This window comes from Streptomyces sp. NPDC017979, assembly GCF_044328175.1.
Classification (GTDB): Bacteria; Actinomycetota; Actinomycetes; order Streptomycetales; family Streptomycetaceae; genus Streptomyces.
Window position 1 is genome coordinate 95551 of the sequence record NZ_JBIRGU010000019.1, and the last position, 15818, is coordinate 111368.

General features: G+C 71.5%; 12 protein-coding genes and 1 pseudogene. 5 read left to right on the forward strand and 8 right to left on the reverse strand.

Translation table 11 applies throughout. The annotated features are described in order from the left end of the window. Nucleotides 1–40 precede the first annotated feature (40 nt). The gene (locus tag ACH4E8_RS33130; protein ID WP_398455249.1) at nucleotides 41–3307 is read left to right on the forward strand and encodes a S8 family serine peptidase; all 3267 of its coding nucleotides are present in this window, start codon (nucleotides 41–43) and stop codon (nucleotides 3305–3307) included. A 20-nt stretch (nucleotides 3308–3327) separates the two neighbouring features. On the opposite strand, the gene ACH4E8_RS33135 is transcribed toward ACH4E8_RS33130, so the two are convergent. Both ACH4E8_RS33135 and ACH4E8_RS33140 read right to left on the reverse strand, forming a co-directional pair. Continuing rightward, nucleotides 3328–3729 carry a hypothetical protein gene (locus ACH4E8_RS33135; protein ID WP_398455251.1) on the reverse strand — a complete coding sequence of 134 codons (402 nt, stop codon included), beginning with the start codon at nucleotides 3727–3729 and terminating at the stop codon, nucleotides 3328–3330. A gap of 172 nt (nucleotides 3730–3901) precedes the next feature. Next, nucleotides 3902–4087, reverse strand: a pseudogene (locus ACH4E8_RS33140) (CocE/NonD family hydrolase C-terminal non-catalytic domain-containing protein); the annotation flags it as partial. A gap of 153 nt (nucleotides 4088–4240) precedes the next feature. On the opposite strand from ACH4E8_RS33140, the gene ACH4E8_RS33145 reads away from it, so the two are divergent. Continuing rightward, nucleotides 4241–5284, forward strand: a complete 1044-nt coding sequence (locus tag ACH4E8_RS33145) for an SGNH/GDSL hydrolase family protein (protein ID WP_398455253.1) — start codon at nucleotides 4241–4243, stop codon at nucleotides 5282–5284. A 66-nt stretch (nucleotides 5285–5350) separates the two neighbouring features. On the opposite strand, the gene ACH4E8_RS33150 is transcribed toward ACH4E8_RS33145, so the two are convergent. The 4 genes from ACH4E8_RS33150 to ACH4E8_RS33165 all read right to left on the reverse strand — a co-directional run bounded on the left by ACH4E8_RS33150 (nucleotide 5351) and on the right by ACH4E8_RS33165 (nucleotide 8594). Continuing rightward, nucleotides 5351–5734: a DUF6069 family protein gene (locus ACH4E8_RS33150; RefSeq protein ID WP_398455254.1), complete on the reverse strand. Its 384-nt coding sequence runs from the start codon at nucleotides 5732–5734 to the stop codon at nucleotides 5351–5353. Between the two features lie 2 nt (nucleotides 5735–5736). Further along, nucleotides 5737–6399 carry a TetR/AcrR family transcriptional regulator gene (locus ACH4E8_RS33155; RefSeq protein WP_398455256.1) on the reverse strand — a complete coding sequence of 221 codons (663 nt, stop codon included), beginning with the start codon at nucleotides 6397–6399 and terminating at the stop codon, nucleotides 5737–5739. 105 nt (nucleotides 6400–6504) lie between these two features. Beyond that, nucleotides 6505–7062 carry a dihydrofolate reductase family protein gene (locus ACH4E8_RS33160; RefSeq protein WP_398455258.1) on the reverse strand — a complete coding sequence of 186 codons (558 nt, stop codon included), beginning with the start codon at nucleotides 7060–7062 and terminating at the stop codon, nucleotides 6505–6507. A gap of 170 nt (nucleotides 7063–7232) precedes the next feature. After that, entirely contained in the window at nucleotides 7233–8594 is a 1362-nt protein-coding gene (locus ACH4E8_RS33165; RefSeq protein WP_398455260.1) for a multiprotein-bridging factor 1 family protein, read from the reverse strand. A 254-nt stretch (nucleotides 8595–8848) separates the two neighbouring features. Between ACH4E8_RS33165 and tgmA the strand changes: the two genes are divergently transcribed. The 3 genes from tgmA to ACH4E8_RS33180 are packed head-to-tail and all read left to right on the forward strand — an operon-like array spanning nucleotide 8849 to nucleotide 11271. Continuing rightward, nucleotides 8849–9142 (forward strand): putative ATP-grasp-modified RiPP, encoded by a 294-nt coding sequence (gene tgmA / locus ACH4E8_RS33170; protein WP_398455261.1) that lies wholly within the window; start codon nucleotides 8849–8851, stop codon nucleotides 9140–9142. Nucleotides 9143–9160: 18 nt separating this feature from the next. Then, on the forward strand, nucleotides 9161–10207 hold the full coding sequence (tgmB, locus tag ACH4E8_RS33175) for an ATP-grasp ribosomal peptide maturase (RefSeq protein WP_398455263.1): 1047 nt from the start codon (nucleotides 9161–9163) through the stop codon (nucleotides 10205–10207). Continuing rightward, complete coding sequence (locus ACH4E8_RS33180) at nucleotides 10129–11271, forward strand: methyltransferase domain-containing protein (protein ID WP_398455265.1); 1143 nt, start codon at nucleotides 10129–10131, stop codon at nucleotides 11269–11271. Before tgmB ends, ACH4E8_RS33180 begins: the two co-directional genes overlap by 79 nt. A 79-nt stretch (nucleotides 11272–11350) precedes the next feature. Here the strand turns inward: ACH4E8_RS33180 and ACH4E8_RS33185 are convergent, their stop codons facing one another. Next, nucleotides 11351–12007, reverse strand: coding sequence for a hypothetical protein (locus tag ACH4E8_RS33185; RefSeq protein ID WP_398455266.1), 657 nt, complete (start codon nucleotides 12005–12007; stop codon nucleotides 11351–11353). A 1125-nt stretch (nucleotides 12008–13132) separates the two neighbouring features. Then, nucleotides 13133–15818, reverse strand: a 2686-nt coding sequence (dnaE, locus tag ACH4E8_RS33190) for a DNA polymerase III subunit alpha (RefSeq protein WP_398455268.1), incomplete at its 5' end; no start/stop codon positions are given.

A 15818-nucleotide genomic window follows, 5' to 3' on the forward strand; every position in this document is an offset into this window, starting at 1 on the left:
CAGCAGGACGGCCGTGGCGTTAGCCGCGGTGACGGCGACCATGGCTGTGGGGTTCACCGCACCGGTGACCAAGGCCGAAAAGCCCCCAAGCCCGGCCCCGAGCGGCGACGGCCCCCGCATCGTCCTCGTCACCGGGGACACCGTGGTCCTGGACCGCGGCGGCCAGGTCGCGCAGATCGAGCCCGGCCCGGGCCGCGACCGCATCCCGGTGCAGATCAGCCGGCGCGCGGACCGCACCCTCGTCGTACCGATGGACGCCGAGCCCCTGATCCGTACCGGACGGTTGGACGAACGGCTCTTCGACGTCACGGAGTTGAGCCGCCCCGAGTACCGCAAGCGCGGCCCCGGACTGCCGCTCGTCGTGCGCTACCGCGGCACGGCCAAGGCGCCGGAGGCCGAGCTGAGCAAGGTGCTCGGCACCGCCGACCGGCTGGGCCACGAGCTGCCCGCGGTGAACGCCCGGGCGGTACGGGTCGGCGACGCGGCCGGCGCCGCCCGGGTGTGGGCGGCGCTGACGGACACCACCGGCCCCGCGGGCGCCGGCCGGACCACCGCGCAGGGCGAAGAACTCCGGGCCGCGGAAGGTGTGGAGAAGATCTGGCTGGACCGCGTACGGCGAGCAGGGCTGGACCGCAGCACCACGCAGATCGGCGCGCCGGCCGCCTGGCAGTCCGGGTTGGACGGCCAGGGCGTGAAGATCGCCGTCCTGGACACCGGGGTGGACGACACCCACCCCGACCTCGCCGGCCGCCAACTCGCCGAACGGAACTTCACCGGAGCGCCGGACGCCGTGGACCGCCGCGGCCACGGCACGCACGTCGCGTCCATCGCCACCGGTTCGGGCGCGAAGTCCGGCGGAAAGTTCAAGGGCGTGGCTCCTGCCGCGAGTTATCTGGACGGGAAGGTGCTCGACGACAACGGCTACGGCTTGGACTCCGAGATCCTCGCCGGCATGGAGTGGGCGGTCGCGCAGGGCGCGGACGTGGTGAACATGAGCATCACCGGCAATGACTTTCCCGGGCTCGACGTGTTGGAGGAGGGCGTCAATCGGCTCACTGCCACCAGCGGGACCCTCTTCACCACCATTGCCGGCAACAACTACAACGACGGCATCGATTCCCCTGGCAGCGCGGAGGCCGGCCTGACCCTCGGCGGGGTCGACCACTCGGACGTCCTGATGCCCATGTCCGACCGCGGCCCGACCCGCGGCGACGGCGGCTTGAAGCCCGACGCCACCGCGCCCGGCGACAACGTCGTGGCCGCGGCCGTCGGCGCGGGCGACCCCGCGACGCCGGGATACGTCGCCAACACGGGTACGTCGATGGCCGCACCGCACGCGGCCGGCGCCGCCGCGCTGTTGAAGCAGAAGCACCCGACGTGGCAGGCCGGCGCCCTGAAGGGCGCCCTCGCCGGCTCGGCGAAGCCGGGCCCGTACACCGTGTTCGAGCAGGGACACGGCCGGATCGACGTGGCCGCGGCGCTCGCCCGGACCGTGCTCGTGGAGAGCCCGCCGCTCTCCTTCGGCCGGCAGCGGTGGCCCCGGCACGACGACACCGCGACGACGCGGAAGGTGACGTACCGCAACACCGGCACCGCACCGGTGACCTTGGACCTCGCCCTCACCGGCACCGGGCCGGACGGGAAGCCCGCGTCACCGGGCGTCTTCGCGCTCTCCACGGACCGGGTCACCGTGCCGGCCGGCGGCACGGCGAGCGTCGACGTGACCGCGAGCGGGCGGGTGAGCACGGCCGACGGGCTCTTCACCGTCCAGCTCACGGCGACGGGCGGCGGTCAGACGGTCCGCACCCTGGGCTCCCTGGACCTGGAGGTCGAGTCGTACGACGTCACCGTGAAGCACATCGGACGGGACGGTCAACCGAGCCTGCTCCACTCGACCTCGCTGACGGCGCTCACCGGGCCCGCGCAGACCAAGCGGTTCGACGTCGATGCATCCGTCCTCCGGCTGCCCCGCGGGAACTACTTCCTCGACAGCCAGGTGCGCATCGGCAACTGGCGGTGGCCCTTCGACCTGATCAGCCAGCCCCGGTTGGTCGTCGACCGGGACACCACGGTGACCGTGGACGCCCGCACCGCCCGGCCGGTGCGGGTCACCGTGCCGGACGCCGCGGCGACGCCGGTGGACGCGAAACTGGCCCGGTCGGTCGACGTCGACGGGCAACAGCTCAGGGACGAATGGACTTTCACCTCCTTTGACGACGTGCGCACCGCTCACCTGGGACCCGCGCTCCCGACCGGCGACCGTGCGGCGCTCAGCTTCCACGGCACCTGGCGCAAGAGTCCCGCGGAGGCGTACCGACTCGCCTTCACCGCCGGCGGGGCCACCCTCCCGACGGGCGTCACGCGGGACTTCCTACCAGCCGATCTCTCCACCCTGCATGGAGAGTTCGGCGCATCGACGGCCGGGCTGTACGGCATGCTGGACTCGCTCGCAGTCCTCGACGGCAGCAGCGGGGACCGCTTCTCACAGCGCCTCGACGGGTTGGACCTCCCCGGCCCGTACACCCTGCACGTCAACGCCCGCGGCGTCCGCTGGAACCTCTCGCTCCGGCAGTACGACCCGCAGGACCGCGGCGCGGACCTGCACACCGGCCCGCGCCGGTACGCCCCCGGCAAGGCAACCCCGGTCCGGTTGGGCATCGGCGTCTTCGGCCCGGGCGTCGCCGCGGACCCGAACCGGCCGGAGGCACGGAGCGGGCTGACCCGGTCCGGCGACGTGATCAGCGGCTGCCTGCCGATGTTCGCCGACGGGCCGGGCCGTTGGGGTCAGGCGCCGGCAGACGCGTACGCCACCACCCTGCACCGCAACGGCCAACCGGTCTTCGACGGCAAGGGCTCACTCTGCGACACCCCGCTCACCGTGCCGGCGGACCGCGCCGAGTACCGGCTGAGCACGACGGAGACCCGCAGCGGCTTCACCTCCGTGTCGACGAAGGTCGCCGCCGAGTGGACGTTCGCCTCGCAGCGCACCGCGGCCCCCGTCGACCTTCCCGTCTCCACGGTCCGCTTCTCCCCCGAACTCGCCTCGGACTCCACCGCACCGGCGGGCGCGTCGTCCCGCGTCCCCGTCACGGTCGAGGGCGCGGCGGCGGACGGCGGCGTACGGTCCCTGACGGTCCGCGCCAGTTACGACGACGGGCGCACGTGGACGAAGGTGCCGCTCGTCGACGGCGCCGTGACGGTCACCAATCCGGCGGCGGGCCAATCCGTCGCCCTCCGCGCCGAGTTGGTCGACACGGCCGGCAACACGTTGCAGCAGACCATCCACGACGCGTACCGCGGGCGCTGAGCGCGCGGTGAGGATTGGCGTCAGGTGGCCGTCGGGTCGGGGTCGCCGACCGGGTGCGCCGCCAACTGCGCGATGGCGCGCAGCTCGTCGCGCAGCCGCACGGCGTACGCCTGACGCTCCGCCCGCTCCTCGTCCGACCACCCGTCACCGCCGTCCATGAGGTGCACGCCCAGCCAGACCTGACCGGCGATGTGGGCGTGCACCTCCCACAGCTCCTTCTGCGTGAACGTCCGCGCCCACGCCCCGTCCGCGGCGGCCCGCCCCGCCGCGACGACGGACTCCGCGAGCTCCCGATCGCCGGGCGTCGCGGCCCGCGACGTGCTCGTCACCCCGTCCCGGGCGTCGAGCGCCCCGTACGTCTCGCGGTCCAGCCCGTACGGGAAGAACCACACCCCGTCGTCCTGTCCGGGCCTGCTGCTCATGTACGACTCCCCTTCGTGTGACGCGGCTGCCGCGACTGTCTCGACCTGCAACGAGGATGCCCCACCGAGCAGGTGGGCGGGTACGGGCCGCCGGCGTCCCGCTACGGACGGACCGGAAGCATCAGCGCCGGATCCGCGTGGAGCGTGATGCGCACCGGCGTGCCGGCGCACCGGCGGTGGAGCCCATCGGCACCGTGGTGCGCGGGGGCATCGGTACGGCCGCCCGGAGCCCTTCCAACCCGTCGCAGACGTTGACGGAGCGGCCCTGCGCATCCACGTCGCACAGGCGGGCGAAGACGTCGCCGTGGCCGGTGTCCGTGGCGACGCTCAGCCGTGCGGAGACCGGGCCCAGGACGTCCGCGGCGTGAAAGATCTGAATATTTAGGCTGATCGGGGACGGTGGGCCCGGTGCGTCAACGGGGCGGGTGGATGGCGTAGATGATCTCCGCCGAGCGCCTTCGCCCGGGGCGCGTTCCAGAGCCGGGCGGCTGTCACAGACCCTGGAGGATCCATGCCACACCCTGTCTCCCGCCTGCGCACCCGAGCGCTGGCCGTCGGGTTGGTGCTGGCCGCCTCGGCGCTGGTGCCCGCCGGCTCCGCCGGAGCGGCCGATCAGTACGAGTGGGCCGCGCTGGGTGACTCGTACACCGCGGGCATCTTCGTCGGCGAGCCGCAGCCCGCGCTGGGGGACGCGGCACGGGACGGCTGCGACCGCACCAGCGACGCCTACCCCGGCCTGGTCGAGCGGGAGCTCGCGGAGTTCCCGCCGGGCAAGCCCGTGAACTTGACCAACGTGAGCTGCGGCGCCGCCACCATCGCCGACATCGCCCAGGCCAAGCAGGTGCCGATCAGCCCGGTCGAGCCCCCCGAGGGCGGCTGGCCCGCGGTGGACCCGCAGATCCAGCGGGCCGGCCTCGACGACCGGACCGACGTCGTCACGATCGGCATCGGCGGGAACAGCCTGCCCTTCGGCGGCATGCTCCTCAAGTGCCTCGAACAGGGCGTGGCCGGCAAGTCCTGCCGCGAGTACTACACCAACCCGCCCGAGGGCGAGGAGAGCATCCAGGAGAAGCTCGCCCGGGTCCAGGACGAGTACGTCGAGATGCTGGCCCAGGTGCACCAGGCCGCGCCCAACGCCAAGGTGATCACGGTCGGCTACCCCGCCGTCCTGCCGGAGGACGCCAGCAGCTGCAACCGCCTCTCCCTCACCGAGTTGGGCTCCATCACCCACGCCGACGTCGACTGGCTCCGCGACGACGTCCTGGAGCCGCTGAACGGCACCATCAAGCGGGTCTCGCAGTTCTTCGGCGACCGCTACGTCGACGTCTACTCCTCCAGCGTGGGCCACGACGCCTGCCAGCCCGCGGGCACCAAGTGGGTCGAGGGCATCTGCGGTGACGCCGCGGACTACTGGCCCTCCAAGGTCCCCGGCACCCTGCTGAACTGCGCCCTCATCGGCAAGCGCGTCACCCTGGTCCACCCCAACGCCGCGGGCCACGCCAACGCCGCCGCCCACGTCGAACGAGCCGTCCGCATCGCCCTCCTGGAACGCTGACCGCACACCGAGGACGAGGTGCCCCGTCGACGGCTCGGCGGGGCACCCTCGCGTGCTCGACGTCCGCTACGCACGTGGCGGGGCCGCCCTGCACAGGCCCGGGATCAGCACCGCCGCCACCGTCAGGTGAACCAGGATCAGCGCGGCCCGGGTGCCGCCGGCCATGTCGCCGGTGAGCGGGAGGAAGGACAGGACGAGTACGGCGACGGCCGCCCCCGTCCAGACGGCGCGGGCGCGGCGTACCCCGAACCGTTCCAGCGCGGCCAGGAGGCCCCAGCCGGCGAGGGCGACCAGCAGGGCGACTAACGCGACCACCACCGCGCCGATTTCCAGGGTTTCGTCGCCGTTGGCGATCTCCAACTGCCGGCCCAGCATCGGGTCCGCGACCAGCCACACCAGGAGGGGCGCGAGGACGGCGAGGCCCGTGACCGCCCAGCGTCGTTTGCGCACGTTCACTTGGCGCCGCCCGAAGCCGCGCCCGAAGCCGCGCCCGTGACCGCGTTCCCGTCCGTGACCGCGCCGTGCAGGAAGATGTCCACCAGCTCCTGCGTGGTCAGCTCCGGCTCGTCCTCGATGTGCGGCTGGGTGAAGAGCAGCCCGAAGAAGAGGGCCGCGATCTGCTCCGGCGGGCGGCGCAGGGTGGCCTTGTCGGGCTCCAGCAGTTCTGCGATGGCCGTACGGATGCGGATCGTCGACTCCTCACGGCCGGCGCCGCGCACCGTGCCGGCGTGCTTGCCGCCGCGGTGTCCGGAGGCATGCAGGGAGCCGGCGATCGCGCCCATGCGGGCCAGGTGCGCCTGGAGCGCCTGGGCCGCCTCCGCGAGACGGTCGGGCAGGGGCTGGGACACGTCGATCGCGCCGAGTTCGCGGACCGCGTGCTCCGGGGAGAGCGCCTCCGCCAGGCAGGCTTGCAGCAGTTCGTCCTTGTCGGCGAAGACCCGGAAGATCGTGCCCTCGCCGATGCCGGCGGCGCGGGCGACCTTCGCGGTGGTCACCGCTGAGCCGTACTCGGCGATCAACGGAATCGCGGTCTGGATGATCATCGCGCGCCGCTGCTCCGGGGACATGCCGGGGGCGCGACGACGTGCGGACTGGTTCTCCTTGGGTGCTGTCATGACGACAACCCTACGGAGTGAGCCCTCACTCCGTCAATGAGTGAGGACTCACTCCGTAACGCGGAGGCGCCTCCGGCACCGGCCGCCGGAACAACTGCGCGCGGCTCAGCGGGTCCGGTAGTGCGCGTATATCAGCCCGCTGGCGAAGGAACGCTCCTCGACCAGGTCGAGATCGAGGCGCACGCCGTCGGGGAAGAACCGCTTTCCGCCGCCGACCACGCTCGTGGTGATGAACATGTGGTACTCGTCCACCAGGCCGGCCGCGATCGCCTGGGCCGCCAGGTTCGGGCCGTCCACGGTGATGTCGGCGTCGGCGTCGGCCTTGAGCTTGCGCACCGCCTCCGGGTCGAAGCTCCGCTCGATCCTGGTCTTCGCGCTGGACACCGAATCGAGCGTCGTGGAGTACACGACCTTCTCCGCGGCCTGCCAGTCGCTGGCGTACTGCAGGATGTGCGGCGGCTGGTCGGGCTCGGTGTGCGCGGTCTCCCAGTAGAGCATCGTCTCGTACATCCGCCGGCCGTAGAGGTACGTACCGACGGGGCGGAACAGGTCGTTGATGAAGGTGTGCACCTCCTCGTCGTCGGCGCCGGTGCCGAGGCCGCCTTCCGCCGCCTCCGCGTAGCCGTCGAGCGAGGTGATCATCGAGTAGATGAGCTTTGCCATGCGTCTCCTTCAGTACGAGCCCGTCAGCCTATGACCGGACCTGCGGGTTGTGACCTCCACCCGACCCGAAACTCATCGCTCGGCCGACCGCGGGATGCGGACGCACTTCCATCGGGACGACGCACGGGCGCGTTCCGACGTGCGCCAGCGGATTCCTTCGCCCTGGGGCGTCAGCGCTGAAATGGGCTCACCGCCTCGGCGACTCGATCTCTGAACTCCCGTACCACCGATACCGCGCCGTGGTGGTTCATGGCTGCTGCGAGGTCTCGGACGTGGTCGTTGCTGCGGGGGGAGTTGAGGGTGTCGAGGAGGTCGAGGGCCTGCATCCCGGTCTGGCAGGCCCCGTCGAGATCGCCCTGCTGGTAGTGGGCGGTGGCCATCCGGGAGAGGTAGAGCGCGCGGGTGCGGGTGTACCCGTCGCCGTAGGACGCGTGGGCTTCGGTGAACTTGACCTGGGCATCGCGGGGGCGGCCGAGATCGAGGAGGCAGGAGCCGGTGAGCATGTCGATCTCTGGCTGCTCGACCCAGTAGGCCCAGGCGGGGTCGTTGTCCCGGTGGCCGGCGGCGAGGTGATCGACTGCCTGGTTCAGCGCGCGGTAGCAGGCGCGGGCGTCGCCCGCCTTGGCGAGGGCCCGTGCCTGACGGGCGGAGAGCATGGCGTCGACGACGGGGGTGCTCTGGCCGCGGACGGCGACTTGCGCGGTTCGGATCATCGTGTCGGCGTCGTGGGGGTTTCCCACCGAGTAGTGCTGGACGGCGGCGAACGCGAAGACGTTGGCACATAGCAGTACGTCGCCGCTGGTGCGGGCGGCCCGGAGGGCGGCGTTGAAGTAGCGCTGGGCGGTGGCGTGGCGTCCGGCGTCGAAGGCCATCCATCCGCACATGCGTGCCAGATCGGCTGCTTGAGCGTGGAGGCGTGCGCCTTGGGCGCTGGTGTAGGAGCTGTGCGCGAGGAGTTGGTGGACGAGGGAAAGGTGGGCTTCCGCTTCGGTGATCAGGTCCCCGCCGCCGTAGGCGTCGTCATCGCGCTGGAGTTCGGAGATGCGGGCCTCGATCCGGTCGACCATGGACGCGCTGACGCGGCGGCCACCTCGGGCGGTGGCGTGGGCGATGTCGGGGTTCGCGGTGAGCCAGTCGTGGAGAAGCGCGGTCAGGGTGACACCGGAGACGATGATGAACTTCCGACGGTCCATTCGGCCGCTCCTCAGCACGTCGTCGAGTACGGCCACGGTACCGACGGCGGTCCAGGGCCGATACAGCTCGGGAAGGTCGGGGCCGGGCAGCCAGTACGGCCACGGTGTCGCCTGCCTGGCCTCTTCGTCCACGTCGAAGACGACGGCGATCAAGCGTTGCGTCACCCCGTCGGGGGCCCGGCCGTGTTCCCAGCAGGAGACGGTCTTCTTCGTGGTGGCCACGTTGATCCGTGCTCTGTGCCCGGCTTCGCGGATGCGGTCCGCGAGCATCTGCTGCGACAAACCCCCACGCCTGCGGGCGTGGACGAGAGGATGGTCGTTGTCCGGGGTTGGGGACACCGGGACCTCCTGGGCCGGGACGAACGGGAATCGTCGCGGAGTGTAGAAGCCCCGTGACGGACGGAGGAAGGGCGCAGTGCCGGATGCGGGAGCGCAACGGGAGGGGACGGCAGGGGGCTTGACAACGACCTACGACCACGAGGTGGGGGCTTCGCCCGGCCGGGGTTGAGGCGCCATGGTCGAGGAGTCCCGCGGCCCTTCCGCTCGGGTTCCTGCCCGAGTCGGGGCCGCACGCAGAGTTCGAGGAGACGTACATGAACACCCTCGCACCTCCCGTGGTCACCGGGCTGGACGCGTCAGCGTCGGGTCCGCAACCGGACCCGGCAGCGTTGTCGGTCCGGCCGTTCGGGCTGACGCTGACCGTCCCGGTCGCCTTGGCCGAGGAACCCGTCGGCCCTCTGGCCTTCTGCCCCGAGCGTCAGCTCACCGTCACCGGCGACGGAGAGCCCTTCATCCACGCCCCGTCCATGAAGACCGCGTTCAAGACCACGTCCCAGACGCGGGAGGACATGCAGCTCGCCACGGACACGGACAACGACACCGACTGACCCAAGGGGTAGTGGATCATGACGGTCCTGGTACTGACCCGCCGCCACATGGACGCCACTGCGGACATGGTCGTCGCCGAGTTGTCCGCACGCGGTGTACCGGTCGTCCGGCTTGACCCCGGCGACTTTCCCGAGTCCAGCGGGCTCACCGCTCGGATCGATCCCGGACGGACCGGCTGGGCGGGCGTGTGGCGGGGGCAGCACCGGGACCTTCCGTTCGAAGACGTCACGTCCGTCTACTACCGCCGACCCACGGGGAACCGACTGCGTCCCGGCCTCTCCGCCGAGGACGCCCGCTGGGCGCAGGCCGAGGCCCGTGCCGGACTCGGCGGTGTGCTCACCTCGCTGCCTTGCACCTGGGTCAACCATCCTCACCGCAACGCCGTCGCGGACTGCGTACCCGTGGCCCTGGCGGAAGCCGCCCGCAGCGGCCTGACCGTCCCGCCCACCCTGATCACCAACGACCCCGCGGAAGCCCGTGACTTCGTCTCTGCCCTTCCCCGCGGCCGGGCGGCCTACAAGCCGCTGGGGAACAGCGCACCGGGATCACACAAGGGACAGCAACACGCGCTGTGGACCACGCCCGTCACCGCCGATCACATCACCGCGGACGTCGCCGTCACCGCCCACCTGTTCCAGGCATGGATCGACAAGGCGTACGAGGTTCGACTCACCGCAGTGGACGACCGGCTGTTCGCCGGCGAGATCCACGCCGGGTCCGAGGCGTCCCGGACCGACTTCCGCCGGGACTACGACGCACTCACCTACGCACCCTGCGCGCACGTTCCCGAGACCGTGCGCCGGGGTGTGAGCACCCTCATGAACACCTTCGGCCTCCGCTACGCGGCGATGGACTTCCTCGTTGACCACCAAGGGAGTTGGCACGCAGTCGATCTGAACCCCAACGGTCAGTACGGCTTCATCCCCCACCTGCGCGAACCGATCAGCCAAGCCATCGCCGACGTCCTGCAAGGAGTGACTCCCTCATGCCCACCACCACATCGCCCGACCCTGCGAAGGCCCGCCGGCGCCTGGTCGACGCCCTCACCTCCGAAGGCGCGCTGACCGAGGGCTCGCCCTGGCACGAGGCATTCGCTGCGGTGCCGCGGGAAGTCTTCGTGCCCCGGTTCACCCTGAGCGGGCCCGACGGCCGCCGCGCCGTCGAGCCCGGCGAGGCCGGCTACCTCGACGCCGTCTACACCGACACCACCCTGACCATCCGGCACGACGACGCCGGCACACCGACGAGTTCGTCGAGCCAGCCCTCGCTGATGGCCCGGATGTTGGAGGCGTTCACCGTTCCCGACAACGCCCGAATCCTGGAGATCGGCACCGGCACCGGGTACAACACGGCCCTGCTGTGCCACCTGCTCGGCGCCGCCCAGGTCACCACCATCGACGTCGATCCGGAACTGACCGCCACCGCCCGCCTGCGCCTGGCGGACATCGGCCACCACCCCGCCGTGGTGACCGGCGACGGCACCCAGGGACATCCCGCGGGCGCCCCGTATGACGGCATCCTCGCCACCTGTGGCGTCGACCGCCTCCCCGTCGCCTGGCCCCGTCAAGTCCGCCCCGGCGGAATCGTCGTGACGAACATCGGCAACGGCGTCGCCCGCCTCACCGTCGACCGAGACGGCACTGCTGAGGGCCGCTTCCTCCCTGGCGACGCCATGTTCATGCGGGCCCGCCCCGAGCCCGACCACACCGCCCCCGTCGCGGCCCAGTTCACCGGGCTGATCATGAATGAGACCGGCACTCGCCGGGAGATGGACCTCCCGGTTTCCGCCGACGAGATCGTCCACACCCTGGCCCACGAGATCTGGATGCTCCACCACGACGTGCTGTCCATGTCGTTCGGGACGGACCCCACGGACCCCGCCGCAGTGGTGCACGGACTCGTCCACCCGTCGACCGGATCGTGGGCCAGGATCACTCCCCAGGCCGGTGACCGCGTCACCGTGGAGCACGACGGCGCGAGGGACCTGTGGGGCGAACGCCTCGACCTCGCCGTGCAGTGGGCCGCCGCCCGTCGACCCGAGCCCGGCGCGTACACCCTCACCGTCGAACCCTGCGGCACCCACACTCTCCGGCGAACCGGCGCCCACCCCGCGTCCTGGACGCTCTGACGACGCCAGGCGCGTCCCGACGTGCGCCTCGGGCCCGTTGGACCCGGTGGCGCCACTGCGGCTGGAGCCGGTCTGCCCCCTATTGCCGCGGCGTGCTGTCCGAGCGCCACGTGGTGAGGCGGGGGCGGCCCGGCAGTTCGGCGCGGCCGGTGGCCCAGAGCAGGGTGGGCCAGGGGGCGGTGTCGCGCGGAGTTTCGGGGAAGAGGCGGGTGAGGACCCGCGAGCAGAGGTCGGAGGGCGGGGTCCAGGGGAGGCCGAAGCCTTCGGCCACGTCGTGCAGGTGCACCAGCGTTTCCTGGACGCCCAGCGCCGCGAAGCCCTCGGGGTCGGACACCCCGGCGGCGTGGTGGGCGCGGACGTGGGGTGGTGTCGTACGCACCATGGCGACCAGGAGCGCGCCGCACGCCTCCAGCACCTGCAGCAGGCCGGCCGGACCCGCGTCGCGCTCGGCGTGGGCGAAGACCACGGGGGCTTCCGGCCTCTTGCGGGTGAGGGCGAAGGGCACGTGGGTGTCCAACGGCGGGCTCTGCGGGCCGAGTTGTACGGCGTAGTAGAACAGGTCGTTGGCGAGGTGCTCGACGGTCTCCCAGCAGTCCCACTCCAGCGAACCGGCCTTGGCGTCCCATCCCTTGGGGGGTGCGTCCCGCAGGGTGCGCACGGCGAGCCGTACGGCGAGGGCGACGTCGTCCGCGGTGACGGGAGACGGGGTTGGGCCGGTTTCGGCTGGTCGAGACATGACAGCACCGTATCGCGGGCGAAGAGGGCGGTTCCTTGCAGTCGGTGCGCTGTCCGTCCCGCTACGGGCGCGACGGTGCGGGCGCGTTCTTGGCGCTTGGAAGCGACCCGGCGGGCGCGGGGTCGGAGGTCCCCCGCCGACCGGGGGCCTCCGGCCCCGCGCGGTCGTCGTCGGGTGGCTGCGTACGGCAGTCGGCGCATCCACCCGCTCCGTCGGGACGTCGGGACGTCCGAACGTCCGTCAGCCGAGCGGCGGTGGCGCGGTGAGCGCGCCACCACCGCCCGACCCGGCCACGGCGGTGGGAGCGACAAGCGCGGCGACGACCGACGCACCGACGGTGCCGGCGCGCGGCCGTGCCCGTCGGGAGGGGGGAAGGCCGTCGTGGGGGGTTGTGCGCTTGGTCTTCACTGCTCGCCTCCGCGTGGATCCGAGGCCGGCGGGCACCCGCGGCCCGTAGGCCAGGAGGTGCCCCCGGCCCACCTCCGGCCTGTTCCGCACGACAGGCCCTCGGTGGCGCCGACGCGTCCGACCCCGAGTGTGGCGGGTCATGATCCTGTCAACCGGCGTGATCAGGAATCTAGGTCGCCACCCCCGCCACGACAAGAACGGCTTTTGGTCGCGCCTGGTCCCGTCGCCGCTGCTGTGACCTGCGGGGAAGCCGTCTTTGCCGGTCCTGCGAAAGGGCGGCCGCCTCCGCAGTCGGAGGACGGACCGTGCGGCGTACGCCGTGCTGGCTCGGCGGTCAGTACGACTCGGGGCGCCGGCTCGGGACCGTCGCCCCCGCCTGTTCGATTGACGCACCCTCACCGAACTGGTCGCGCGGGCCGGGTGGTTCGAACGGGCCACTCGCCGCCCCGGCCGACAACTGACTGACGCACCCTCACTTTTCCGCAGGACGGTTGCGTAACGGCACCCGTCCTGACGCGGCGGTTCCGGGCCGGCGGGACGGCGGCTGAACTTCGGCCACCTTGCCGAGTGGCGCAAGAGGCCGGTGTTGCGGGCGAGGGAGCTGGGGGCGCAGAACCGGGCACATGGGGGCGTAACCCCGCCGCGGGCACGGCTGAAACGCGACCCCTGCCCCCCAGTGGCCCCGCCCCCGTGCCGTGGGGTCACCGTGCCGTGGGGTCACCGGTCCGACGTCACCGGCACCGACGCCTTGAGGTCCGACCAGAACGCCGGGTGGGGCGTGACGCGGTAGCCGAGGAGGTAGACCGTGGTGCGGGTGGGGCCGTGGACGCGGAGGTGGACCGGGGTGGGGCCAGGGTGGGCGTGCAGGGTTTCCTTCAGGCGGCGGATCGTGTGGGGGGTGACCTGCGGGGCGTCGATGTCGAGGCGGATCGGGGCGTCGCCGGCCGCGGCGGCCAGGTCCAGCGGGGTGAGTTCCATGGCGACCAGGCGGGGGGTGTCCTCGCGCTTGTCGAGCCGGCCCTTGACGAGGACGACGGTGTCCTCGGTGAGGGCGGACGCGATCAGTTGGTACGTGGCGGGGAAGAACAGGCAGTCGACGGAGCCGGCCAGGTCCTCGACGGTGGCGATGGCCCACGCGTTGCCCTGCTTGGTCATCTTCCGCTGGACGGCGGTGACGATGCCGCCGACGGTGAGGACCGCGCCGTCCGGATGGGCGCCCCCGGCGAGTTGGGAGATCGGGGTGTCGGTGCGGGCCGCGAGCAGGTGCTCAGCCCCGAACAGCGGGTGGTCGGAGACGTACAGGCCGAGCATCTCCCGCTCCTGCGCGAGGAGATGGGACTTCTCCCACTCGTCGGCGGAGAACTCGACGTCGAGCCCGAAGCCAGAGCCGGGGCCGGAGCCGGAGTCAGAGGCGGGATCGCCGGCGAAGAGGTCGAATTGGCCCTCCGCCTCCTTCCGCTTCACCGCGAGCACGCTGTCGATCAGCGGTTCGTGGTGGGCGAGCAGCCCCTTGCGGGTGTGGCCCAGCTCGTCGAAGGCGCCCGCCTTGATCAGCGACTCGGTGGCGCGCTTGGTGCAGGCCGCGGCCTCCACCTTGTGGAGGTAGTCGGGGAAGGAGGCGTACCTCCCCCGCGCCCGTCGGCTGCGGATGATCGCGTCCACCACGTTCGTGCCGACGTTGCGGACGGCGGAGAGGCCGAAGAGGATCACGTCGTCGCCCTGCGCGGCGAAGTCGGACCGGGACTCGTTGACGTTCGGCGGCAGCACCTTGATGCCCATGCGGCGGCACTCGTTGAGGTAGACGGCCGACTTGTCCTTGTCGTCCTTGGTCGAGGTCAGCAGGGCGGCCATGTACTCGGCGGGGTGGTTCGCCTTGAGGTACGCGGTCCAGTACGACACCAGCGCGTACGCCGCGGCGTGCGCCTTGTTGAACGCGTAGCCGGCGAAGGGGACGAGCACGTCCCACACCGCCTGGATCGCCCCGTCCGAGTAGCCCCGCTCGCGGCAGCCCGCGCGGAAGGGGACGAACTCCTTGTCGAGGACTTCCTTCTTCTTCTTGCCCATGGCGCGGCGCAGCAGGTCCGCCTGGCCCAGGGAGTAGCCGGCGAGGACCTGGGCGGCCTTCTGCACCTGCTCCTGGTACACGACCAGGCCGTACGTGAGGTCCAGGACCGCTTTCAGCGGCTCGTCGAGCTCCGGGTGGATCGGGGTGATCTCCTGCTGGCCCGTCTTGCGCAGGGCGTAGTTGGTGTGGGAGTTCATGGCCATCGGGCCGGGCCGGTAGAGCGCGGTGACCGCGGTGATGTCCTCGAACTGGTCCGGCTTCATCAGCCGGAACAGGGCCCGCATCGCGCTGGAGTCGAACTGGAAGACGCCCAGCGTCTCGCCGCGGCCGAGGAGTTCGAAGGTGGCTGCGTCGTCGAGGGGGAGCGCGAGGAGTTCCAGGTCGACGCCCTTGTTCGCCTTCACCATCTTGACGGCGTCGTCCATGATGGTGAGGTTGCGCAGGCCCAGGAAGTCCATCTTCAGCAGGCCCAGCGACTCGCACTGGGGGTAGTCCCACTGGGTGATGGTGACGCCGTCGGTGTGCCGGACCCAGATCGGGGCGTGGTCCACGATCGGCTCGCTGGACATGATCACGCCGGCCGCGTGCACGCCCATCTGCCGCACCAGGCCCTCCACACCGCGCGCGGTGTCGATCACCTTGCGCACGTCGGGCTCGTTCTCGTACATCCCCCGCACCTCGCCCGCCTCCCCGTGGCGGGGGTGGGACGGATCGGTGATGCCGGCCAGTTCGATGCCCTTGCCGCCGACGTCCGCGGGCATGGCCTTGGTGATGCGGTCGCCCATCGCGTACGGGTAGCCCAGCACGCGGGCCGAGTCCTTGATGGCGTTCTTCGCCTTGATGGTGCCGTACGTGCCGATCATGGCGACCTTGTCGGCACCGTACTTCTCCGTCACGTACCGGATGACTTCCACGCGCCTGCGCTCGTCGAAGTCGATGTCGACGTCCGGCATCGAGATGCGCTCGGGGTTCAGGAACCGCTCGAAGATCAGTCCGTGTTCCAGGGGGTCGAGGTCGGTGATGCCCATCGCGTACGACACCAGTGAGCCGGCCGCGGAGCCGCGGCCGGGGCCGACCGCGATGCCGTTGCGCTTGGCCCACATGATGAAGTCGGCGACGACGAGGAAGTACCCCGGGAACCCCATCTCGACGATGATGTCGAGTTCGTAGTCGACCTGCTTCTGATACCGCTCGTCCCAGCCCCCGGGATAGCGCCGGCGCATTCCGGCGAGCACTTCCGCGCGGAACCAGGTGGTTTCGGTGTAGCCGTCGGGGATCTCGAACTTCGGCATCAGGTTCCGGGACTCGAACATCCCGGACGTGTCGATCTGCTCCGCG